Raw genomic sequence first — 19,813 nt, forward strand, 5'->3', positions numbered from 1 at the left:
CAGGGAGGAGGGAGTCCACGGGCATGAGAAAAGCCCTGCACCAAAGGACGGCTCAGTCGCCGAGGTCGCACGCAGCGCACACACCTGATGTGTGTGACGCGGTGTCTCAGGACCTCAGACGAGCAACGTCCTTCTCCAATCGGCGGCAACAGGACGCTTCCCAACGTACGAGGGGGCGTCAGGCCTGTCAACGAATTAACGAGCGGCCCGAGCGCCCCGAGGAGGCCCAGTGACCGACGGCCCGCTCTCGCTGCCGGCCCGGCTCTGCCTGCTGGCCTGGGACTCCGCGCTGCCGCCGGCCACAGACGCCGGCCACCTGGCCGGCCTGGTGCGGGCCGGTGCCCTCACCGAACTGGCCCAGCGCGGCCTGCTCACCGACGAGGACGGCATCGCCACACCGGTCGACCTCGACGCGCGCGCCGGTGACGCGGTCCTCGACGGGCTGCTGGAGCTGGTCCACGAGTCGTGCCCGCACTCCTGGCGCACCTGGGTGACGCTGCGGGCCCGGGTGACCCTCGACGCCGTGCGGGAGCAGCTCGTGGCCGGGGGGTATCTGCGGGCGGAGAAGAAGCGGGTCCTCGGTGTGTTCCCGTCCGTCGAGTACGCGTTGGAACGCGCCGCCGCCGCGGACGCGCTGCGGGAGGAGACGCTCCAGCTCCTCCAGGGGCCGCCGCTCGTCGCCGAACTCTCCGAGCGTGACGCGGCGCTGCTCGCCCTCGCCGTGGCGGCGGACCTGCTCCCCGAGAAGGACGTCCGCGCGAACGAGCGGCGCGTCGAGGAGCTGACCGAGCGTGCCGGGGCGACGGCGCCCGGGTTGCGGAAGATCGTGCGCGAAGTGCGTACGGCGGTGGCCGCCACGCTGACGGCGTCCGCTCTGCCCTGACCGCGTGCAGATCGGATTCCTGCCGGCGATGGCCCCGGCCCGCTGCTCGCGTCGTCCCCATGACGAAACAGAACGACCGGGCCTCGGCCTTCCGCGTCCTGCACGTCCCCGGGACCCCGCTGGTCCTGCCCAACGCCTGGGACGCCGTGAGCGCCCGGCTGGTCGAGGAGGCCGGGGCCGCCGCCGTGGCGACGACCAGTGCCGGGCTCGTCTGGGCGCTCGGGGCGCCGGACGGCGAACGGGTGGAGCGCGACGCGGCCCTCGAAGCCGTCGCCCGCGTCGCCGGCGCCGGAGCGGGCCGCCGCGTACCGCGCCGCCGGGGCCGACGGGATCTTCGTCCCCGGGGCCGTCGACCCGGGGATCGTGAAGGAACTCGTGGACGGCGTCGACGGGCCGCTGAACGTCATGGCAGGCCCGGGCGCACCGCCGGTCGCCGAGATCGCGGCCCTGGGAGTGGCTCGTGTCAGTGTGGGCCCGGGCGTCGCCCAGGCCGCCCACGACCTGGTCCGCCGAGCCGCTCGGGGAGCTGCTGGACACGGGGACATACGGGTCGCTCGCGGACGCTCTGGACTACGGCGAGGTCAACGCCCTGCTGACGCGGGGACGTCAGCTCAGCACGCGTCCCGCATCAGCTCCGCCAGACCGTGGTCCAGATCCAGCTGGAGGTGCTCGAGACCGACGGGCACGAGCTCGCTCGTGGCCTCCAGGAACCGGCGCACCTCACTGGAGCGGACATGCACGACGGCGGTGCCCTCGGGGGCGTGGAACTCCAGCACCGTGCGGTCGTACCCGTAGGGCCGCACCCGCACGTCGCCGTGTCCCTCGGCCTCCTTCAGACCCGCGGCGAGCAGCTCACGGGAGAAGGTCCAGCAGACCTCGACGCCCTCCAGCGTGGCCGGAGCGGGGAAGGTCATGCGGACGGCGAACGGATCACGTCGGTCGTAGTGGAGCGTCGCGGGAATGCTCGGCATTCGCGGCGCGGCGGCGACGAGACGGGCCTCCACGGGCTGCTCGATGACGATGGACAACGCCTTGCTCCCTTGTGACGGCTGGACGGACTTCCGGCCGGAAGAGGCCGGGCATTGGAAGAGACGCCGGATTCAGCCAATCCGTGCACACGAAATGCGAGTGACCTCCGTCACCGCGTTCATGCACCAGAGTGACGTGACTCTCCTCATGTGCCACGGCGGGCACTTGTGGCGACCGACAGAACACCCCGGACGCCCGTGAGGCCGTCTGGACGGCGCCCGGACGGTGGGCTAGCTTCCCCGGCCATGAGGCGCTTGGGGAACACGCGACGGACGGGACGAACACGGCGCAGGGTGACCGCAGCGGCGGCGTGCGCGGCGGCACTGGCCGCCCTGACCGCCGTACCGGCGCAGGCCTCCGGGCCGGAAGACCGGCCGCCGCACTGGGAGCTGAAGGACACCGGCACCCCTGACGTGCGCTTCCGCGGCCTGGCCGCCGTCAGCCGGAACACCGCCTGGGCCGCCGGGACCGGCGGCACCGTCCTGCGCACCACCGACGGCGGGACGACCTGGCGGAACGTCTCGCCCCCGGGCGCGGCGGAGTTGCAGTTCCGGGACGTCGAGGCGTTCGACGCGCACCGGGCCGTGGTCCTGGCCATCGGCGAGGGCGAGGCGTCCCGGGTGTACCGCACCGACGACGGCGGGGCGACCTGGACGGAGTCCTTCCGCAACACCGACCCGAAGGCCTTCTACGACTGCCTCGCCTTCTTCGACCGTCGCCACGGCCTCGCGATGAGCGACCCGGTGGACGGGAAGTTCCGCATCCTTTCGACCGGCGACGGCGGCCGGACCTGGAAGGTGCTGCCGAACGCGGGCATGCCGGCCGCGCAGGAGGGCGAGGCCGGATTCGCGGCGAGCGGCCAGTGCCTGGTCACCTCCGGGCCGAAGGACGCCTGGCTCGCCACCGGCGGCGCAGCACACGCGCGCGTGCTGCACTCCGCCGACCGGGGGCACACCTGGACGGTCACCGACACCGCCCTCCCGGCGGGCGACCCGGCCCGCGGTGTCTTCGCGCTGGCCTTCCGCGATCGGACCCACGGCCTCGCGGTCGGCGGTGACTTCCGCCCCGACCAGCCCTCCCCGCGGGCCGCCGCGCGCACTGCCGACGGCGGCCGCAGCTGGCGCCCCGCCGCCGCACCGCCGCCCGCCTACCGCTCCGGCGTCGCCTGGCTCCCGCACAGCCGCACCGCCGCCCTGGCCGTGGGCCCCACCGGCACCGACCTCACCGCGGACGGCGGCCGCACCTGGCGGACGGTCGACACCGGTTCCTACGACACCGTCGACTGCACCCCGGACCGAGGGTGCTGGGCCGCCGGTGAGAAGGGCCGGGTTGCCCGCCTGGAGCACTGAGCATGCGGACCGCCCTGATCGTTGGCAACGTGGGTACTCGTTCACTGGTCGTGAAAGGAAGTGAGCGGTGATGCCACGCGGTTCGAGCTCCAAGCGGGAGCGTCAGTACGAGCACATCAAGGACAGCGCGAAGGACCGGGGCGAGAGCACCGGCCGTGCCAAGGAGATCGCCGCGCGGACGGTGAACAAGGAACGCGCCCGCTCCGGCGAGTCGAAGACCGCCGGCCGCACCTCCATGAAGGACATGTCCTCCGGCAAGCGCGGCGGGCAGCGGTCCGGGAAGGGCTCCCAGGGCCCCACCTACGACCAGCTGTACCAGGAGGCCAGGCGCCGCGGCGTCGACGGACGCTCCAGCATGAACAAGAGCCAGCTGCAGCGCGCACTGAACAAGTGAGGCGCGTGCCTCCCCAGGCCGGCGGGACTCACTGGTCCGGCCGGCCTCCGCGCTGCCCGTAGGCTCGGGCCCACCATGACGACCGTACGCATCCCCGAAGACTGGCCCACGACCGAGGAAGAGGCCCGCGCCGTCCAGGACGAACTGCGCGAGCGCGTGATCCTCGACGAACCCGGACCGCCGCCCGGCACCGGCCGTGTGACGGGGGTCGACGTGGCCTACGACGACGAACGCGATGTCGTCGCGGCGGCAGCGGTCGTCCTGGACGCGTCGAGTCTCGAGGTCGTCGCGGAGGCCACGGCGGTGGGCCGCGTCTCCTTCCCCTATGTGCCCGGACTGCTCGCCTTCCGCGAGATCCCCACGGTCCTGGCCGCCCTCGACGCCCTGCCGCTCGCGCCGGGCCTGGTGGTCTGCGACGGCTACGGCCTCGCCCACCCCCGCCGCTTCGGCCTCGCCAGCCACCTCGGCGTCCTCACCGGCCTCCCCACGATCGGCGTCGCCAAGAACCCCTTCACCTTCGCCTACGACGACCCGGACACCCCGCGCGGCAGCGGCTCCCCGCTGCTCGCCGGCTCCGAGGAGGTCGGCCGCGCCCTGCGGACCCGGGAGGCCGTCAAGCCGGTCTTCGTCTCGGTCGGCCACCGCGTGACGCTCGCGGGCGCCTGCGCCCACACCCTCGCCCTGACCCCCGAGTACCGCCTCCCGGAAACCACCCGCAGAGCGGACGCCCTCTGCCGGCAGGCGCTGCGCGCGACCTACTCGGCCTGATCGGCCACCCGCCAGCGGCCCACCTCGCGGTACTCCGAGTCGTAGACGACCGACCCGTCCCCGGGGCGGAGCGCGTAGTGGCGCAGATTGCCGCCCCAGTACCTGAGGATCCGGCCCAGCTCGCCCGCCGGATCCTTCGCCAACGCCGCGTCGTCCATGGTGACTTCGAGAAGGAATTTCATGTCTTCAATGGTTTCATTGAACTCCTTCTTGGCACTTCCGCGGCCGCCGCCCCAGATGAAGCGGACCCGCGGTGTCGGAAAGTCTCAAACCGAAGAGGAGGTGGAGGCGATTCGGGCGGTGTGATCTGAGTACCGGCTCTGAGTACCTGTACGGATGCCCGGCAGCGGCCCCCGTCGGCAGGCTGGGGCGCATGACAACGCACCGCGCTCCCAAGCCTGTTGCCGGACCGACCCAGACCGTCGAGCGGGCCGTCACCATAGGGCTGGTCCTCGCCGTACTGGCGGGGCTCGCCTGGATCGGCGGGATGATCTACACCATCGCCGAGTGGCCGCTGTAGACCCGAACCCGGCTCAGCGGGCCGACGCGACGCGGAAGCGGATACCCGCCGCGCGCAGCCGGTCGATCAGCGCGTCGCCCATCGCCGCCGCCGTGGTGACCTGGCCCGCCGTCTTCGGCAGCTCGTCGAAGGCCAGGCACAGCGCCGACTCGGCGAGCATCTTCGCCGTCTCGTCGTACCCCGGGTCGCCGCCCGAGACCTCCGTGTACACCCGCCGGCCGCCGCCCTCGCCCACGAAGCGCAGGGAGAACCAGCTCTTCGCCCGCTTCTCGGGGCTCGGCCCGTCCCCGGGCTTGAGCCGGTCCGACAGCCAGCGGCGTGCGGGCGGCACCTGGGCCGCCGCGACCAGGGCGCCGACGGCCGCGACCCCGCCCACCGCCATGGGCAGGTGCCGGACGGCCGCGTACTGGCGGTAGCGGAAGTCGGGGCCGTACCGGTCGAGGGCCGCCGCGGACCGCCGCACGATCTGCGGGTCGATGGTCGGCATCGGCAGCGCCCAGGCACCGACCTCCTTGGCGAACCGCGGCGTACCCATCGGCGCGGAGACCCGCCGTCCCACCAGTCGCGGCTCGTGCCGCCGCCGGTCCCGCACGGCCGCCGCCATCTCCCGCTGCCGCGCGAACTGGTTCAGGGCCGAGTTGAAGGTCCCGCCCGAGAAGGCCGCGTCGGCGGTGACGAAGCCCTCCACGGTCAGCGGCACGTCCTCGGGCAGCTGCCGCACGGTGAAGTACACGCCCAGGTCGTGCGGGATCGAGTCGAAGCCGGCGGCGTGCACCAGCCGTGCCCCGGTCTCCCGCGCGCGTGCGTCGTGCCGGACGTACATCAGGTCCACGAACTCGGGCTCGCCGCACAGGTCGAGGTAGTCCGTCCCGGTGTCCGCGCAGGCGGCGACCAGCTCCTCGCCGTAGGTCACGTACGGGCCGACCGTCGTGGCCACCACCCGCGCCTGCTCGGCGAGGGAGCGCAGCGAGGCCGGGTCGGTGACGTCCGCCCGCACCACGCCCACCTCGGCGTCGACCGGCAGCCGCTCGCGCAGCCGCTCCAGCTTCTGCGCGCTGCGGCCCGCGATCGCCCAGCGCAGCCCGTCCGGCGCCTGCGCGGCCAGATACTCCGCGGTGAGCGCTCCGGCGAAACTGGTGGCTCCGAAGAGCACGATGTCGTAGGGACGGTCCGTCCTGTTCAGCCTGCTCATGACACCCCTCGGTCGTGCAGCCCGTGCCGCTGTCGGTGGCCGAGGCTAGCGTGAGGGGTGCGGAGCCCGACGACGAGCCCGGAGGAACGACGATGGCCGTGCCCAGGAATGCCCTGAAGAAGTGGGAGAAAGTGCGCGAGTTCGCGCTGGGGCTGCCGGGTGCGGTCGAGGAGTTCCCCTGGGGCGAGTCCGTCGCGAAGGTCAACAAGAAGGTGTTCGTCTTCCTCGGCGTCCAGGACGGCAGTTACCCCCTGGGTGTGACGGTGAAGCTCAAGGACGAGACGGCCCACGCCCACGCCCTGTCCAGCCCCGGTGCCGAGCCCGCCGGTTACGGCCTGGGCAAGGCCGGCTGGGTGAGCATCCCCCTGGAGCAGCAGGGAGCCCCTGCCGCGGAGATGCTCTGCGACTGGGTGGAGGAGAGCTATCGGGTGATCGCGCCGAAACGGCTGATAGCGGAACTGGACGCGGACTGACTCCGTCGGGCAGATTACTAAGCGCTTGCTCTCTTCAGGTCTTGTGCCGATCGAAACGCGTTCTTAGCATCACTGGTGTTACATCAGTTGTGTCACAGCACTGGGGGCTGGATGACCACGGCAAGGACGCCAGGACACGGCCCGCTCACCGGCGTGCGCGTCGTCGAGCTGGCCGGCATCGGGCCCGGCCCGTTCGCCGCCATGCTCCTGGCCGACCTCGGGGCCGATGTCGTGCGCGTGGACCGCCCCGGCGGCCCCGGACTCGCGATCGACCCGGCGTACGACGTCACCAACCGCAACAAGCGCTCGGTGGTCGTCGACCTGAAGTCCCCGGACGGCCCCGGCCACGTCCTCGACCTCGCCGCGCGCGCCGACATCCTGGTCGAGGGCTACCGCCCCGGTGTCGCCGAGCGCCTGGGAGTCGGCCCCGAGGCCTGCCACGCCCGCAATCCGCGTCTCGTCTACGGGCGGATGACCGGCTGGGGGCAGGACGGCCCGCTCGCCGAGCGCGCCGGGCACGACATCGCGTACATCGCCCCCACCGGCGCCCTCGGCATGATCGGCAGGCCGGACGAGCCGCCGGCCGTCCCGGCGAACCTGCTCGGCGACTACGCGGGCGGCTCCCTGTACCTCGTCGTCGGCGTCCTCGCCGCCCTGAACCACGCGCGCGCGACCGGCACCGGCCAGATCGTCGACGCCGCGATCGTCGACGGCACCGCCCACCTCGCCACGATGATCCACGGAATGCTCGCCGCCGGCGGCTGGCAGGACCGCCGCGGCGCCAACCTCCTGGACGGCGGCTGCCCCTACTACGGGACGTACGAGACGGCCGACGGCCGCCACATGGCCGTCGGCGCGCTGGAACCGCAGTTCTACGAGGAGTTCCTGACCCTCCTCGGCATCGAGGACCAGGACACGGCCCGCAAGGACGTCACCCGGTGGGGCGAACTGCGCGAACAGATCGCGGTCCGCTTCAAGACCCGGACGAGGGACGAGTGGACGGCCGTCTTCGAGGGCTCCGACGCGTGCGTGGCGCCCGTCCTGTCCCTGCGCGAGGCCCCGCACCACCCGCATCTCGCCGCCCGCGGCACCTTCACCGACCACGGCGGCATCACCCAGCCCGCCCCGGCCCCCCGTTTCTCCGCGACCCCGACCTCCGTCCGCACCGGCCCGGCGCGGCCGGGCGCCGACACGGCGGACGTCGCCCGGGACTGGGACGTCCCCGGGCTCCTCCCCGCGTCCAGCAACCCTCAGTGAAAGGCCCCCTCGTGAGCACCGAAGCGTATGTGTACGACGCGATCCGCACCCCGCGCGGGCGCGGCAAGGCCAACGGCTCCCTGCACGGCACCAAGCCCATCGACCTGGTCGTCGGACTCATCCACGAGATCCGCGCCCGCTTCCCGGACCTCGACCCGGCCGCCGTCGACGACATCGTGCTCGGCGTCGTCGGCCCGGTCGGCGACCAGGGCTCGGACATCGCCCGGATCGCCGCCATCGCGGCGGGCCTGCCCGACACGGTGGCCGGTGTGCAGGAGAACCGCTTCTGTGCCTCGGGCCTGGAGGCCGTCAACCTGGCCGCCGCCAAGGTGCGTTCCGGCTGGGAGGACCTCGTCCTCGCGGGCGGCGTCGAGTCGATGTCCCGGGTGCCGATGGCCTCCGACGGCGGCGCCTGGTTCAACGACCCGATGACCAACCTCGATGTGAACTTCGTGCCGCAGGGCATCGGTGCCGACCTCATCGCCACCATCGAGGGCTTCTCCCGGCGGGACGTCGACGAGTACGCGGCCCTCTCCCAGGAGCGGGCGGCCAACGCCATGAAGGACGGCCGCTTCGAGAGGTCCGTCGTCCCGGTGAAGGACCGCAGCGGCCTCGTCGTCCTCGACCACGACGAGTTCCCGCGCCCCGGCACCACCGCCGACTCCCTGGCCAAGCTCAAGCCGTCCTTCGCCGACATCGGCGAACTGGGTGGCTTCGACGCGGTGGCGCTTCAGCAGTACCACTGGGTGGAGAAGATCGACCACGTCCACCACGCGGGCAACTCCTCCGGCATCGTGGACGGCGCCTCGCTCGTCGCGATCGGCTCCAAGGAGGTCGGCGAGCGCTACGGCCTCACCCCCCGCGCGCGGATCGTCTCCGCCGCCGTCTCCGGCTCCGAGCCGACCATCATGCTCACCGGTCCCGCCCCCGCCACCCGCAAGGCCCTCGCCAAGGCCGGACTGACCATCGACGACATCGACCTCGTCGAGATCAACGAGGCGTTCGCGGCGGTCGTGCTGCGCTTCGTGAAGGACATGGGCCTGTCCCTGGACAAGGTCAACGTCAACGGCGGCGCGATCGCCCTCGGCCACCCCCTCGGCGCGACCGGCGCGATGATCCTCGGCACGCTCGTCGACGAACTCGAGCGCCAGGACAAGCGCTACGGCCTCGCCACGCTGTGCGTCGGCGGCGGCATGGGCGTCGCCACCATCGTCGAGCGCATCTGACCCCCTCCCGACGGATCACACGGAGCACCTCCACATGAGCACTGAATCCACCACCATCCGCTGGGAACAGGACCGCACCGGCCTCGTCACCCTCGTCATCGACGACCCGAACCAGTCCGCGAACACCATGAACCAGGCGTTCCGCGACTCTCTCGCCGCCGTCACCGACCGCCTGGAGGCCGAGAAGGACTCCATCCGGGGCGTCATCATCACCTCCGCCAAGAAGACCTTCTTCGCCGGCGGCGACCTGCGCGACCTGATCCGCGTCACCCCCGAGACGGCCCAGGAGCTGTTCGACGGCGGCATGGCGATCAAGCGGAACCTGCGCCGCATCGAGACCCTGGGCAAGCCCGTCGTCGCCGCGCTCAACGGAGCTGCCCTGGGCGGCGGTTACGAGATCGCCCTGGCCTGCCACCACCGGGTCGCGCTCGACGCGCCCGGCTCCAAGATCGGCTGCCCCGAGGTCACCCTCGGCCTGCTCCCGGGAGGCGGCGGCGTCGTCCGCACCGTCCGGCTGCTCGGCATCGCCGACGCCCTGCTGAAGGTCCTCCTCCAGGGCACCCAGTACAACCCGCGCCGCGCCCTGGAGAACGGCCTCGTCGACGAGGTCGCCGCGACCCAGGAGGACATGCTCGCCAAGGCCCGCGCCTTCATCGACGCCAACCCCGAGTCGCAGCAGCCCTGGGACAAGCCGGGCTACCGGATCCTGGGCGGTACGCCCGCCAACCCCAAGTTCGCCGCGAACCTGCCCGCCTTCCCGGCGAACCTGCGCAAGCAGACGAACGGCGCCCCCTACCCGGCCCCGCGCAACATCCTGGCCGCCGCCGTCGAGGGCTCCCAGGTCGACTTCGAGACCGCCCAGGTCATCGAGGCCCGCTACTTCGTGGACCTCGCGGCCGGGCAGACCTCGAAGAACATGATCCAGGCCTTCTTCTTCGACCTCCAGGCCGTCAACTCCGGCGCCAACCGCCCCAAGGGCGTCGAGCCCACGAAGGTCCGCAAGGTCGCCGTCCTCGGCGCCGGCATGATGGGCGCGGGCATCGCCTACTCCTGCGCCCGCGCCGGCATCGACGTCGTCCTCAAGGACGTCTCCCTGGAGGCGGCCCTCAAGGGCAAGGGCTACTCCGAGAAGCTGTGCGCCAAGGCCGTCTCCAAGGGCCGTACGACCCAGGAGAAGGCGGACGCGCTGCTCGCCCGGATCACGCCCACCGCCGAGGCGCAGGACCTGGCCGGTTGTGACGCGGTCATCGAGGCCGTCTTCGAGGACACCTCCCTCAAGCACAAGGTGTTCCAGGAGATCGAGAACGTCGTGGCGCCCGACGCGCTGCTCTGCTCCAACACCTCCACCCTCCCCATCACCGCACTCGCCGAGGGCGTCGAGCGCCAGACCGACTTCATCGGGCTGCACTTCTTCTCGCCCGTCGACAAGATGCCGCTCGTCGAGATCATCAAGGGCGAGCGCACCGGCGAGGAGGCCCTGGCCCGCGCCTTCGACCTGGTCCGGCAGATCAACAAGACCCCGATCGTCGTCAACGACTCGCGCGGCTTCTTCACCTCCCGCGTCATCGGGCACTTCATCAACGAGGGCGTCGCCATGGTCGGCGAGGGCGTCGAGCCCGCGTCGGTCGAGCAGGCCGCCGCCCAGGCCGGCTACCCGGCCAAGGTGCTGTCCCTGATGGACGAGCTGACGCTGACGCTGCCCCGCAAGATCCGGGCCGAGACGAAGCACGCCGTGGAGGAGGCGGGCGGCACCTGGACGGCCCACCCCGCCGAGGCCGTCATCGACCGCATGGTCGACGAGTTCGGCCGCACGGGACGCAGCGGCGGCGCCGGCTTCTACGACTACGGCGACGACGGCAAGCGCGCCGGGCTGTGGCCCGGACTGCGCGAGCACTACACCAAGCCGGGGTATCAGATCCCGTTCGAGGACATGAAGGAGCGCATGCTCTTCTCCGAGGCGCTGGACACCGTCCGGCTGCTGGAGGAGGGCGTGCTGACCTCGGTCGCCGACGCCAACATCGGCTCCATCTTCGGCATCGGCTTCCCGGGCTGGACCGGCGGCGTGCTCCAGTACATCAACGGCTACGAGGGGGGCCTGCCCGGATTCGTGGCACGCGCGCGTGAACTCGCCGAGCGCTACGGCGACCGGTTCACCCCGCCCGCGCTGCTGGTGGACAAGGCGGAGAAGGGGGAGCGGTTCAGCGACTCAGCCCGGAGCTGACTCCCCCGAAGGCTCCGTCGACGGCTCCGTGAGCCACTCGCCCAGCTCTTCCTTCAGCGACCGCTGAAAGGCCGTGAGGAGCGCCTGCACCACCAGGGGGTGCATGTGCGCCGACAGGGACCGCACGTCCCGGGCGTCACGCTCCGCCACCTCGCCCCGGAAGAGCTGGGAGAGTTCACGGGCCGCGGCGCGCGCGTGTTCGATGAGCACCGTGCGCGCCGCGAAGATCGCCTCCTGGGAGAGCGGCACGTCCAGCAGCCCGACGCCCAGCCGGAGCAGACCGAGGTCGGCCTCGTACCCGTACCCGTCGTCCCCGGGCCTGACCACGCCCATCGCGACCAGCCGCTCGACGTCCTCGGCGCCGAGCGGCCGCCCGGCCCGGCGCTCCAGCTCCTTGCCCGTGACCGTCTCGACGGTGTCCGGAGCCCAGGAGGCCACCACGGCCCGGTGGACGGCGAGGTCGTGCGCGCTCAGATCCGGCGGCAGCTGCCGCAGATAGCGCTCGATGCCCGCCAGTGTCATGCCCTGCTGCCGCAACTCCTCGATCAGCGCCAGCCGGGCCAGGTGCTCCCGCCCGTAGTGCCCCACGCGCCGGGGGCCGAGCACCGGGGGCGGCAGCAGCCCCTTGGTGCCGTAGAAGCGGACCGTGCGCACCGTGACACCGGCCCGGGCGGCCAGTTCGTCGATCGTGAGGGTCGGCTCCTCGGTGTCGGTCGTCATGTGCAGCAGTATCGCTGTCTCACCAGTGCTGTGAAACCTCCGGCGACCGAGGTGAAGGTGCTGTGAGAAGTAGCGCTCTGTGACGTATGCCACCGCGTGAGTCGCGCTCGGTGAGGGAAGGTGGCCCCTTGGTCTGTGCCTTTACAGGGGGCGCAGACCTTATGTACGTCCGGAAAGCCGAGCGTGACCCGCTCGGGCGCACCAGAGAAGTGGATCCACCGTGAGCAAGGACGCCGTGAACACGGCAGCAGCCGCATCCCGTAGCGACGCGGCCCAGGTGCCCGCGGACGCGGGTGACGCCGGCTACAGCAAGGACCTCAAGGCCCGCCACGTCAACATGATCGCCATCGGGGGCGCGATCGGCACCGGACTCTTCCTGGGTGCCGGCGGGCGGCTGCACAACGCGGGGCCGGCGCTGGCGATCGCCTACCTGGTGTGCGGCGTCTTCGCCTTCTTCGTCGTGAAGGCCCTCGGCGAACTCGTGCTCTACCGCCCCTCCTCGGGCTCCTTCGTGTCGTACGCGCGCGAGTTCCTCGGCGAGAAGGGCGCCTATGTCGCCGGCTGGATGTACTTCCTGAACTGGTCGACCACCGGTATCGCCGACATCACCGCGATCGCGCTCTACACGCACTACTGGAGCCTGTTCACCGACATCCCGCAGTGGGTGCTCGCGCTGGCCGCCCTCGCGGTCGTGCTGGCCGTGAACCTGATCTCGGTGAAGATCTTCGGCGAGATGGAGTTCTGGTTCTCGATCATCAAGGTCGCCACGCTCGTCGGCTTCATGTTCATCGGCATCTTCCTGCTCGCCACGCAGCACAAGGTGGGCGGCCAGACACCGGGCCTGAGCGTGATCACGGAGAACGGCGGCGTCTTCCCGCACGGCATGATGCCCGTCGTCCTGGTGATGCAGGGCGTGATCTTCGCGTACGCCGCGCTGGAGCTGGTCGGTGTCGCCGCGGGTGAGACCGCCGAGCCGGAGAAGGTCGTCCCGCGCGCGGTGAACTCGATCATGTGGCGGGTCGGGCTCTTCTACGTCGGCTCGGTCGTCCTGCTGGCCCTGCTCCTGCCCGGCTCGGTCTACTCGGCCGACCAGAGCCCCTTCGTCACGGTGCTGTCGAAGATCGGCGTCCCGGCGGCGGGCGACGTGATGAACCTGGTGGTCCTCACCGCGGCGATGTCCTCCCTCAACTCGGGCCTCTACTCCACGGGCCGCATCCTCCGCTCGATGGCGATGGCGGGCTCGGCCCCGAAGTTCACGGCGCGGATGAACCGCAGCCAGGTCCCCTACGGCGGCATCCTGCTGACCTGCGCGGTGTGTGTGCTCGGCGTCGGCCTGAACTACCTGGTGCCGGCCCAGGCCTTCGAGATCGTGCTGAACGTCGCCTCCCTCGGCATCATCAGCACCTGGGTGATCATCATGGTCTGCCACCTGGTCTTCGTCCGCCGCGCCAAGGAGGGCCTGGTCGACCGCCCCTCCTTCCGCCTCCCCGGCAGCCCGGTCACGGAGATCACCACGATCGTCTTCCTGCTGGCCTGCCTCGGCATGATGTGGAACGACCCCGAGGTCGGCCGCAGGACACTCCTGCTCGTGCCGCTGATCGCGGCGATGCTGGTCGCGGGCTGGTTCGGCGTCCGCCGCCGGGTCTCCGCGACGGCCGACCAGGAGCTGTCGCAGCTGACGAAGTAGCGAACCAGGGCCCTTCTCAGGGCCCTGGCCCGGGCCCTCTTCAGGAGCCTGGCCCGGGCCCTCTCAGGAGCCTGGCCAGCGGCCGCGAGGTGCTCAGACCCGCCGGTCGAAGCCCCGCAGCAGACACTCGGTCAGACGCTCCGCGATCGACCCGTCCGGGTCCAGCCGGGGGTTGAAGATCGCGACGTCGAGGCCCACCGCTCCGCCGCCCGTCAGTGCCGTGCGCAGGACGGTCTCCAGGTCCTGCCAGGTCAGTCCGCCCGGCAGCCGGTAGTCGACGGAGGGCATGACCGCGTCGTCGAGCACATCGACGTCGAGATGGACCCAGTACCCGGCGCCCGTGCCGTCGCCGGTCAGCAGGCCGACGGCGCGCCGGGCCGCCTCGGGCGCCCCCAGGGCACGCACCGTGTCCAGGTCCAGCGCGTGCAGCGCGGGCGGCAGCGGCTGCATGCCGTAGGACGCGGACTCCTCCGTGTCCCGGAACCCCAGGGCGACGACGTCCTCGTCCCGCACCAGGGGGCCCAGGCCCTCCAGGTCGGCCAGGACGCGCGGGCCGCGCCCCGTGGCCAGGGCGAGTTCCATCGAGGCCGCCTCACCGGTGGGTTCCGCCGACGGCTGGTAGAAGTCGGTGTGCCCGTCGAGGAAGAGCAGCCCGTGCCGGTCCCGGCGGCGCAGCGCGAGCAGGTTGCCGAGGAGCACGCTGCAGTCGCCGCCCAGCACCACCGGGAACCGGCCGTCGTCGAGGACACCGCCGACGGCATCGGCCAACGCGACGGAGTACCCGGCGATGCCCTCCGGATTGAGCACCCCGGTCTCCGGATCCCGCTCCGGGTCGTAGCCGGGCGGCTCCACCCGGCCCGCCCGCACCGCTCCCAGCCCCTCGGCCAGCCCGGCCCCGAGCAGCGCCTCAGGCAGTCCCTCGACCCCGGTCGGCCGCAGCCCCAGCACGGACGGTGCCTCGATGATCGCCACATCCCGCACGCCCGGCTCCCTTCGCCCGCCGGCCTACGCGCCGCCCGGGCCCATACGCCGGACGCGCATGGGCCCACCGTAGACCGCCGTGCGGGAACAGGCGCGTCAGTGCTCGTGCTCGCCGCTCCCGTGCCGCGCGTGCTCGTGCGCTCCGTTCGTCGCGGCGATCTTCTTCCATGACTTCGGCTGCGGCACCGCCCCGCCGGCCTTCGCGACGGACGCGGCCCGCGCCGCCGCCGACGTCGGCTTGGACGCCTGGAACAGCCATGTGCCGAAGAGCGCGGCCAGGGGCTTCCCTGACACCTCCTCGGCATAGCGCCGGAAGTCGGCGACCGACGCGTTGCCATGGGCGTACTTCTGGGGCCAGCCCTTGAGGATCGCGAAGAACGCCTCGTCACCGATCTCGTTGCGCAGCGCCTGGACGGCCAGCGCGCCCCGGTCGTAGACCGCCGCGTCGAACTGGTTCTCCGGGCCCGGGTCGCCGGGCTTCACCGTCCAGAACGGGTCGTCCGCCGGATGCGAGGCGTACACGTGGTCGGCGAGTTCCTGCGCCGTGCCCTCGCCCTCGTGCTCCGACCAGAGCCACTGCGCGTACCGAGCGAACCCCTCGTTGATCCAGATGTCCTTCCAGCGCTTGAGGGACACGTCGTCCCCGTACCACTGATGGGCGATCTCATGGACGACGAGGGACACGTTCGACCCGTTCGCGAACTGCCGCGGGCTGTAGTACGGCCGGGTCTGCGTCTCCAGCGCATAGCCCGTGGTGGTGTTCGGAACGTAGCCGCCGAGCGCGTTGTAGGGATACGGCCCGAAGTACCCGGCGAGCCAGTCCGCGATCTCCCCGGTCCGTTCGATGCTCGCCCGGGCCGCGCCGGCGTGGTCGCCCAGGTCCTTGCTGTAGGCGTTGAGGACCGGAATGCCGCTCTCGGTCGTGCCCGTCGTGATGTCGAACTTCCCGACCGCGAGCGTGGCGAGGTACGTGGCCTGCGGCTTGTTCGAGCGCCAGTTCCAACGGGTCCAGCCGAGCCGTGAACTCGTCGACTGGAGCGTGCCGTTGGAGATGGCCTGCGTGCCGTCCGGAACCAGTACGGACACGTCGTAGGTGGCCTTGTCGAGCGGGTGGTCGTTACCGGGGAACCACCACGCCGCCGCCTCGGGCTCGTTCGCCGCGACACCGCCGTCCGGAGTGCGGTGCCAGCTGGTGAAACCGTAGGCCTGCTTCGACGACGGCACCCCGCGGTAGCGCACGACGACCGTCACGGCTGCGCCCTTGGCCAGCGGCGTCTTCGGCGTGATCTCCAGCTCGTGCTCGCCCGACGTCCTGAACGCGGCCTTCGCGCCGTTGACGCGCACCTCGCCGACGTCCAGCAGGAAGTCCAGGTTGAAGCTCGACAGCTCCTGTGTGGTGCGGGCCACGAGGGTCGCGGTGCCCTCCAGTTCGTCCGTGGCCGGCTGGTACTTCAGCCGGAGGTCGTAGTGGGAGACGTCGTAGCCGCCGTTCCCGTAGGCCGGGTAGTAGGGGTCACCGATGCCCGGCGCGCCGGGGGAGTGGGGCGCGGCCGATGCCGGGATCGCCAGCAGGAGAACGGCCGCTGCCAGGGCTCCCGGCGCGATGATTCTGCGGTGCACGCAAGGCTCCAAGTCGTAGGTCCCGAAAGCTGTCCGGAGCCTATTGACTCCCTGTGCCACCAGTCATGTCCATGGTCCCTGCTGTCACACGATCGCCATTCGGCCGACATGAGACACCCGACCCCTGGACCTCTCCCGGACACGCCGGTCCGTCAGCTGCCCTCTTCTGAACAGGAGTTCACCGATGTAGCGTCCGGCGCATGCCGAAACGCACGCGCTTCACGACCTGGAGACCGCTCGCGACGGCGGCCACGGCCGCCCTCTTGGCCACACTGCTCACCCCGGCCGCGGCGCAGGCCGCGCCGCGCGGGAGCGAACCCGTCTACTCGTACGAGAAGGCCATCCGTGAGGCCGTCTGGGTGGACACCGGACTCGACGGCGACGGCGACGGAAAGGCCGACCGGGTCGCCGTCGACATCGTCCGCCCCCGTGAGCCCGCCCGGCAGGGCCGCAAGATCCCCGTCATCATGGACGCCAGCCCGTACTACTCCTGCTGCGGGCGCGGCAACGAGAGCCAGAAGAAGACGTACGACGCGAACGGCGACGTCGTCCAGATGCCGCTGTACTACGACAACTACTTCGTGCCCCGCGGCTACGCCTTCGTCGGCGTCGACCTGGCCGGAACCAACCGCTCCGACGGCTGCGACGACGTCGGCGGCCGCTCCGACATCCAGTCCGCGAAGGCCGTCGTCGACTGGCTGAACGGCCGCGCCAAGGCCTACACGACCCGCACCGGCGCCACCCGCGCCAAGGCCGCCTGGACCAACGGCCGCACCGGCATGATCGGCAAGAGCTGGGACGGCACCATCGCCAACGGCGTCGCCGCCACCGGTGTCAAGGGCCTGAAGACCATCGTCCCGATCAGCGCCATCTCCTCCTGGTACGACTACTACTTCCAGCAGGGCGCCCCGCTCTACGACTCCGGCCCCGAGTGGCTGTCCGACTACGTCAACAGCCCCGACGCCCGCGAGAAGTGCGCCGCCGTCCAGCAGAAGCTCGTCGACGGCGCCCCGCGCACCGGCGACTGGACGCCGCTGTGGAACGAGCGCGACTACGTGAAGGCCGCGCGCAAGGTCAAGGCCAGCGTCTTCCTGATCCATGGCATGCAGGACCTCAACGTGCGCATGAAGCACGTCGGCCAGTGGTGGGACGCCCTCGCGAAGCACGGCGTCGAGCGCAAGATCTGGCTCTCCCAGACCGGCCACGTCGACCCCTTCGACTTCCGCCGTGCCACCTGGGTCGACACCCTGCACCGCTGGTTCGACCACGAACTCATGGGCTACGACAACGGCATCGACCGCGAGCCCATGGCGGACATCGAACGCCGTCCCGACCAGTGGAGCACCTCCAAGGTCTGGCCGCCGACCGGCACCCGGGCCACCACCCTGCGCCCCGACCGGGGAGCCCAGGCCGGCGTCGGTACCCTCGGCCTGCACCGCGGCCACGGCACCGAGACCTTCACCGACGACCCGAAGCTGAGCGAGACCGACTGGGCCGCCCGGATCGACAAGCCGACACCGGAGAAGGCCGGGTTCGTCACCGGGCCGCTCACCCGCGACCTGCGGCTGTCCGGCTCCTCGGAGGTCACCGTCACCGCGACGCCCTCCACCCCGACGGCCCATCTCTCCGCCGTCCTCGTGGACGTCGGCCCCGACACCATCCGCGACTACGCCGACGCCGGCGAAGGCATCACCACCCTCACGAACCGCACCTGCTGGGGCGCGAGCACCGCCGGCGACAGCTCCTGCTTCAAGGAGGCGAAGGCCAAGACCGCCGACGTCGACTACACGGTCGTCAGCCGCGGCTGGGCCGACCTCGGCAACCACGCCTCGGACGGCAAGGGCTCCCCGCTCACCCCGGGCAAGCGGTACAGGATCACCCTCGACCTGGCGGCCACCGACCACGTCGTCCCGAAGGGCCACCGTCTGGCGCTGATCGTCGCGGGCACCGACAAGGGCCTCATCGACCCTCCCGCCGACACGCCGAAGCTGGCGCTCGACCTCTCCCGCACCTCGGCCGACGTGCCGTTCGTCGGCGGACCCGCCGCCTTCGCCCGCGCCACCGCGGGTTCCGCGCTCACCCTGCCCGTCGCCGCGCTCCTGGACGGCGTACGGGAACCGAGCACCACCCACCGCGTCCCGGAGGGAACCCAGTGAACCGCGTCCGCGCCCTGACCCTGACCGCCGCCCTCGCCGCGTCCCTGGTCGCCGTCCCCGCCCAGGCGGCCACGGCCACCGGCTCCCCGCCGCGCACCGGCTTCGAGCGGACCGACGGCGCCCGCTGGACCACCCAGCCCGAGGAGCAGGACTTCCTCAGGGCCGTCGACCGGTCGAGCAGCCGGGTCTCCCTGACCCGCTTCGGCACGACGAAGCAGGACCGCCCGCTCCAGCTCGTCCGGATCGGCACGAGCCCCAGCCCGAACAAGGTGCTCCTCGTGTGCAGCCAGCACGGCGACGAACCCTCCGGCCGGGAAGCCTGCCTCAGCACCGTCCGTGACCTCGCGCACGCCCGCGACAGCCGCACCCGGCGCTTCCTGGACCGCACCACCGTCCTCGTCGTGCCCACCGCCAACCCCGACGGCCGGGCCGCGAACACGCGCGGCAACAGCGACGGCGTCGACATCAACCGCGACCACCTCGCCCTCAAGACCGCCGAGGGCCGAGCCCTGGCCGCGCTCATCCGCGACCAGCGCCCCGACATCGTCTACGACCTGCACGAATACGGAGCAACACCCCAGTACTACGACAAAGCGCTCTTCGATCTGTGGCCGCGCAACCTCAACACCCATGACGCGGTCCACGATGAGGCGAAGACCCTCTCCGAGGCCTACGTCCGCCCCGCGGCGCAGCGGGCCGGCCACTCGACCGGCACCTACGGCATCTGGACCGATCCCGAAACCGGCGAACCGGTCAAACAGGTAGCCGGAGATGGGCAGGAGCGCATTTTGCGCAATATGTCCGGTGTAAAGCATTCGGTCGGACTGCTCATCGAGAGCCGCGTGGACCCCCTCACCGAAGCGGAGAAGGCGGACGACGCGCTGAACAACCGGCGCCGGGTCACCTCCCAACTGGAGGCGCTCAAGGGCCTGTTCGGCTACACCGAGCAACGCCGGGGCCGCATCGAGGCCACGACGGCCAAGGCCAGGCTCGCCGGCTACGCGGCCACCGGCCCGGTCTATGTCGGCGGCGCCGACAACGACACGCCCGAACCCGCCGAGGTGATCCAGAACCCGCCCTGCGGCTACCGGCTCACCGCCGCGCAGTACGCCGAGGTCGGCGACGAACTCGCGCTGCACGGTGTGCGCGTACGCAAAGACGCCGAGGGCGTGCTCGTCCCCCTGCGCCAGCCCCTGCGGGCACTCGTCCCGCTGCTGCTCGACGAACGGGCCGCGTACCACCTCACCGCAGCCGAGTCCGAACCGCAATGTTGAAGAAGTTGAATTTGCGCCACACGTGGTAGGGGCGTTACGGAGGACTTACGTTCTTCCTACGTT

The 19,813-nt window shown here is 71.5% G+C and carries 18 protein-coding genes and 1 pseudogene; 13 read left to right on the plus strand and 6 right to left on the minus strand.

The window, feature by feature from the left end; translation table 11 throughout:
- Positions 1-229 precede the first annotated feature (229 nt).
- Both ACIBK5_RS06175 and ACIBK5_RS06180 read left to right on the plus strand, forming a co-directional pair.
- Complete coding sequence (locus ACIBK5_RS06175; protein ID WP_399016733.1) at positions 230-883, plus strand: GPP34 family phosphoprotein; 654 nt, start codon at positions 230-232, stop codon at positions 881-883.
- 59 nt (positions 884-942) lie between these two features.
- Positions 943-1,490, plus strand: a pseudogene (locus ACIBK5_RS06180) (isocitrate lyase/phosphoenolpyruvate mutase family protein); the annotation flags it as partial.
- 4 nt (positions 1,491-1,494) lie between these two features.
- Here the strand turns inward: ACIBK5_RS06180 and ACIBK5_RS06185 are convergent.
- Complete coding sequence (locus ACIBK5_RS06185; RefSeq protein WP_184588159.1) at positions 1,495-1,911, minus strand: SsgA family sporulation/cell division regulator; 417 nt, start codon at positions 1,909-1,911, stop codon at positions 1,495-1,497.
- Between the two features lie 246 nt (positions 1,912-2,157).
- Here ACIBK5_RS06185 and ACIBK5_RS06190 point away from each other — a divergent pair, with 246 nt between their 5' ends.
- The 3 genes from ACIBK5_RS06190 to ACIBK5_RS06200 all read left to right on the plus strand — a co-directional run bounded on the left by ACIBK5_RS06190 (position 2,158) and on the right by ACIBK5_RS06200 (position 4,423).
- Positions 2,158-3,261, plus strand: a complete 1,104-nt coding sequence (locus tag ACIBK5_RS06190) for a WD40/YVTN/BNR-like repeat-containing protein (protein ID WP_399016735.1) — start codon at positions 2,158-2,160, stop codon at positions 3,259-3,261.
- A 70-nt stretch (positions 3,262-3,331) separates the two neighbouring features.
- Entirely contained in the window at positions 3,332-3,655 is a 324-nt protein-coding gene (locus ACIBK5_RS06195; protein WP_399016737.1) for a plasmid stabilization protein, read from the plus strand.
- A 75-nt stretch (positions 3,656-3,730) separates the two neighbouring features.
- Positions 3,731-4,423: an endonuclease V gene (locus ACIBK5_RS06200; RefSeq protein ID WP_399016739.1), complete on the plus strand. Its 693-nt coding sequence runs from the start codon at positions 3,731-3,733 to the stop codon at positions 4,421-4,423.
- Here the strand turns inward: ACIBK5_RS06200 and ACIBK5_RS06205 are convergent.
- Entirely contained in the window at positions 4,411-4,605 is a 195-nt protein-coding gene (locus tag ACIBK5_RS06205; RefSeq protein ID WP_399016741.1) for a hypothetical protein, read from the minus strand. The genes ACIBK5_RS06200 and ACIBK5_RS06205 overlap by 13 nt on opposite strands.
- Positions 4,606-4,796: 191 nt before the next feature.
- On the opposite strand from ACIBK5_RS06205, the gene mmpA reads away from it, so the two are divergent.
- Positions 4,797-4,943: a morphogenic membrane protein MmpA gene (gene mmpA / locus ACIBK5_RS06210; RefSeq protein ID WP_399016743.1), complete on the plus strand. Its 147-nt coding sequence runs from the start codon at positions 4,797-4,799 to the stop codon at positions 4,941-4,943.
- Positions 4,944-4,956: 13 nt separating this feature from the next.
- On the opposite strand, the gene ACIBK5_RS06215 is transcribed toward mmpA, so the two are convergent.
- Positions 4,957-6,135: a saccharopine dehydrogenase family protein gene (locus ACIBK5_RS06215; RefSeq protein ID WP_399016745.1), complete on the minus strand. Its 1,179-nt coding sequence runs from the start codon at positions 6,133-6,135 to the stop codon at positions 4,957-4,959.
- A 92-nt stretch (positions 6,136-6,227) separates the two neighbouring features.
- Here ACIBK5_RS06215 and ACIBK5_RS06220 point away from each other — a divergent pair, with 92 nt between their 5' ends.
- The 4 genes from ACIBK5_RS06220 (at position 6,228) to ACIBK5_RS06235 (ending at position 11,312) form a co-directional block, all read left to right on the plus strand.
- A complete protein-coding gene (locus ACIBK5_RS06220; protein WP_399016747.1) occupies positions 6,228-6,608 on the plus strand; it encodes an MmcQ/YjbR family DNA-binding protein in 381 nt (126 codons plus the stop codon).
- 111 nt (positions 6,609-6,719) lie between these two features.
- The gene (locus ACIBK5_RS06225) at positions 6,720-7,865 is read left to right on the plus strand and encodes a CaiB/BaiF CoA transferase family protein (protein WP_399016749.1); all 1,146 of its coding nucleotides are present in this window, start codon (positions 6,720-6,722) and stop codon (positions 7,863-7,865) included.
- An 11-nt stretch (positions 7,866-7,876) separates the two neighbouring features.
- The gene (locus tag ACIBK5_RS06230) at positions 7,877-9,091 is read left to right on the plus strand and encodes an acetyl-CoA C-acetyltransferase (RefSeq protein ID WP_399016751.1); all 1,215 of its coding nucleotides are present in this window, start codon (positions 7,877-7,879) and stop codon (positions 9,089-9,091) included.
- Between the two features lie 34 nt (positions 9,092-9,125).
- Complete coding sequence (locus ACIBK5_RS06235) at positions 9,126-11,312, plus strand: 3-hydroxyacyl-CoA dehydrogenase NAD-binding domain-containing protein (protein ID WP_399016752.1); 2,187 nt, start codon at positions 9,126-9,128, stop codon at positions 11,310-11,312.
- Here the strand turns inward: ACIBK5_RS06235 and ACIBK5_RS06240 are convergent.
- Positions 11,298-12,032, minus strand: a complete 735-nt coding sequence (locus ACIBK5_RS06240; RefSeq protein WP_399016754.1) for a MerR family transcriptional regulator — start codon at positions 12,030-12,032, stop codon at positions 11,298-11,300. The genes ACIBK5_RS06235 and ACIBK5_RS06240 overlap by 15 nt on opposite strands.
- A 220-nt stretch (positions 12,033-12,252) precedes the next feature.
- Here ACIBK5_RS06240 and ACIBK5_RS06245 point away from each other — a divergent pair, with 220 nt between their 5' ends.
- Positions 12,253-13,719, plus strand: a complete 1,467-nt coding sequence (locus tag ACIBK5_RS06245; RefSeq protein WP_399016756.1) for an amino acid permease — start codon at positions 12,253-12,255, stop codon at positions 13,717-13,719.
- 93 nt (positions 13,720-13,812) lie between these two features.
- On the opposite strand, the gene ACIBK5_RS06250 is transcribed toward ACIBK5_RS06245, so the two are convergent.
- Positions 13,813-14,700 (minus strand): arginase family protein, encoded by an 888-nt coding sequence (locus ACIBK5_RS06250; protein ID WP_399016758.1) that lies wholly within the window; start codon positions 14,698-14,700, stop codon positions 13,813-13,815.
- A 96-nt stretch (positions 14,701-14,796) separates the two neighbouring features.
- The gene (locus tag ACIBK5_RS06255) at positions 14,797-16,320 is read right to left on the minus strand and encodes a M1 family metallopeptidase (protein WP_399016760.1); all 1,524 of its coding nucleotides are present in this window, start codon (positions 16,318-16,320) and stop codon (positions 14,797-14,799) included.
- A gap of 200 nt (positions 16,321-16,520) precedes the next feature.
- On the opposite strand from ACIBK5_RS06255, the gene ACIBK5_RS06260 reads away from it, so the two are divergent.
- Positions 16,521-18,476 carry a Xaa-Pro dipeptidyl-peptidase gene (locus tag ACIBK5_RS06260; protein ID WP_399016761.1) on the plus strand — a complete coding sequence of 652 codons (1,956 nt, stop codon included), beginning with the start codon at positions 16,521-16,523 and terminating at the stop codon, positions 18,474-18,476.
- Positions 18,473-19,750, plus strand: a complete 1,278-nt coding sequence (locus ACIBK5_RS06265; RefSeq protein WP_399016762.1) for a M14 family metallocarboxypeptidase — start codon at positions 18,473-18,475, stop codon at positions 19,748-19,750. The genes ACIBK5_RS06260 and ACIBK5_RS06265 overlap by 4 nt, the downstream gene beginning before the upstream one ends.
- Positions 19,751-19,813: the final 63 nt, after the last annotated feature.

Origin of the sequence: Streptomyces sp. NPDC050546 (assembly GCF_044457425.1) — a bacterium.
In the GTDB taxonomy this organism is placed as follows: Bacteria; Actinomycetota; Actinomycetes; order Streptomycetales; family Streptomycetaceae; genus Streptomyces.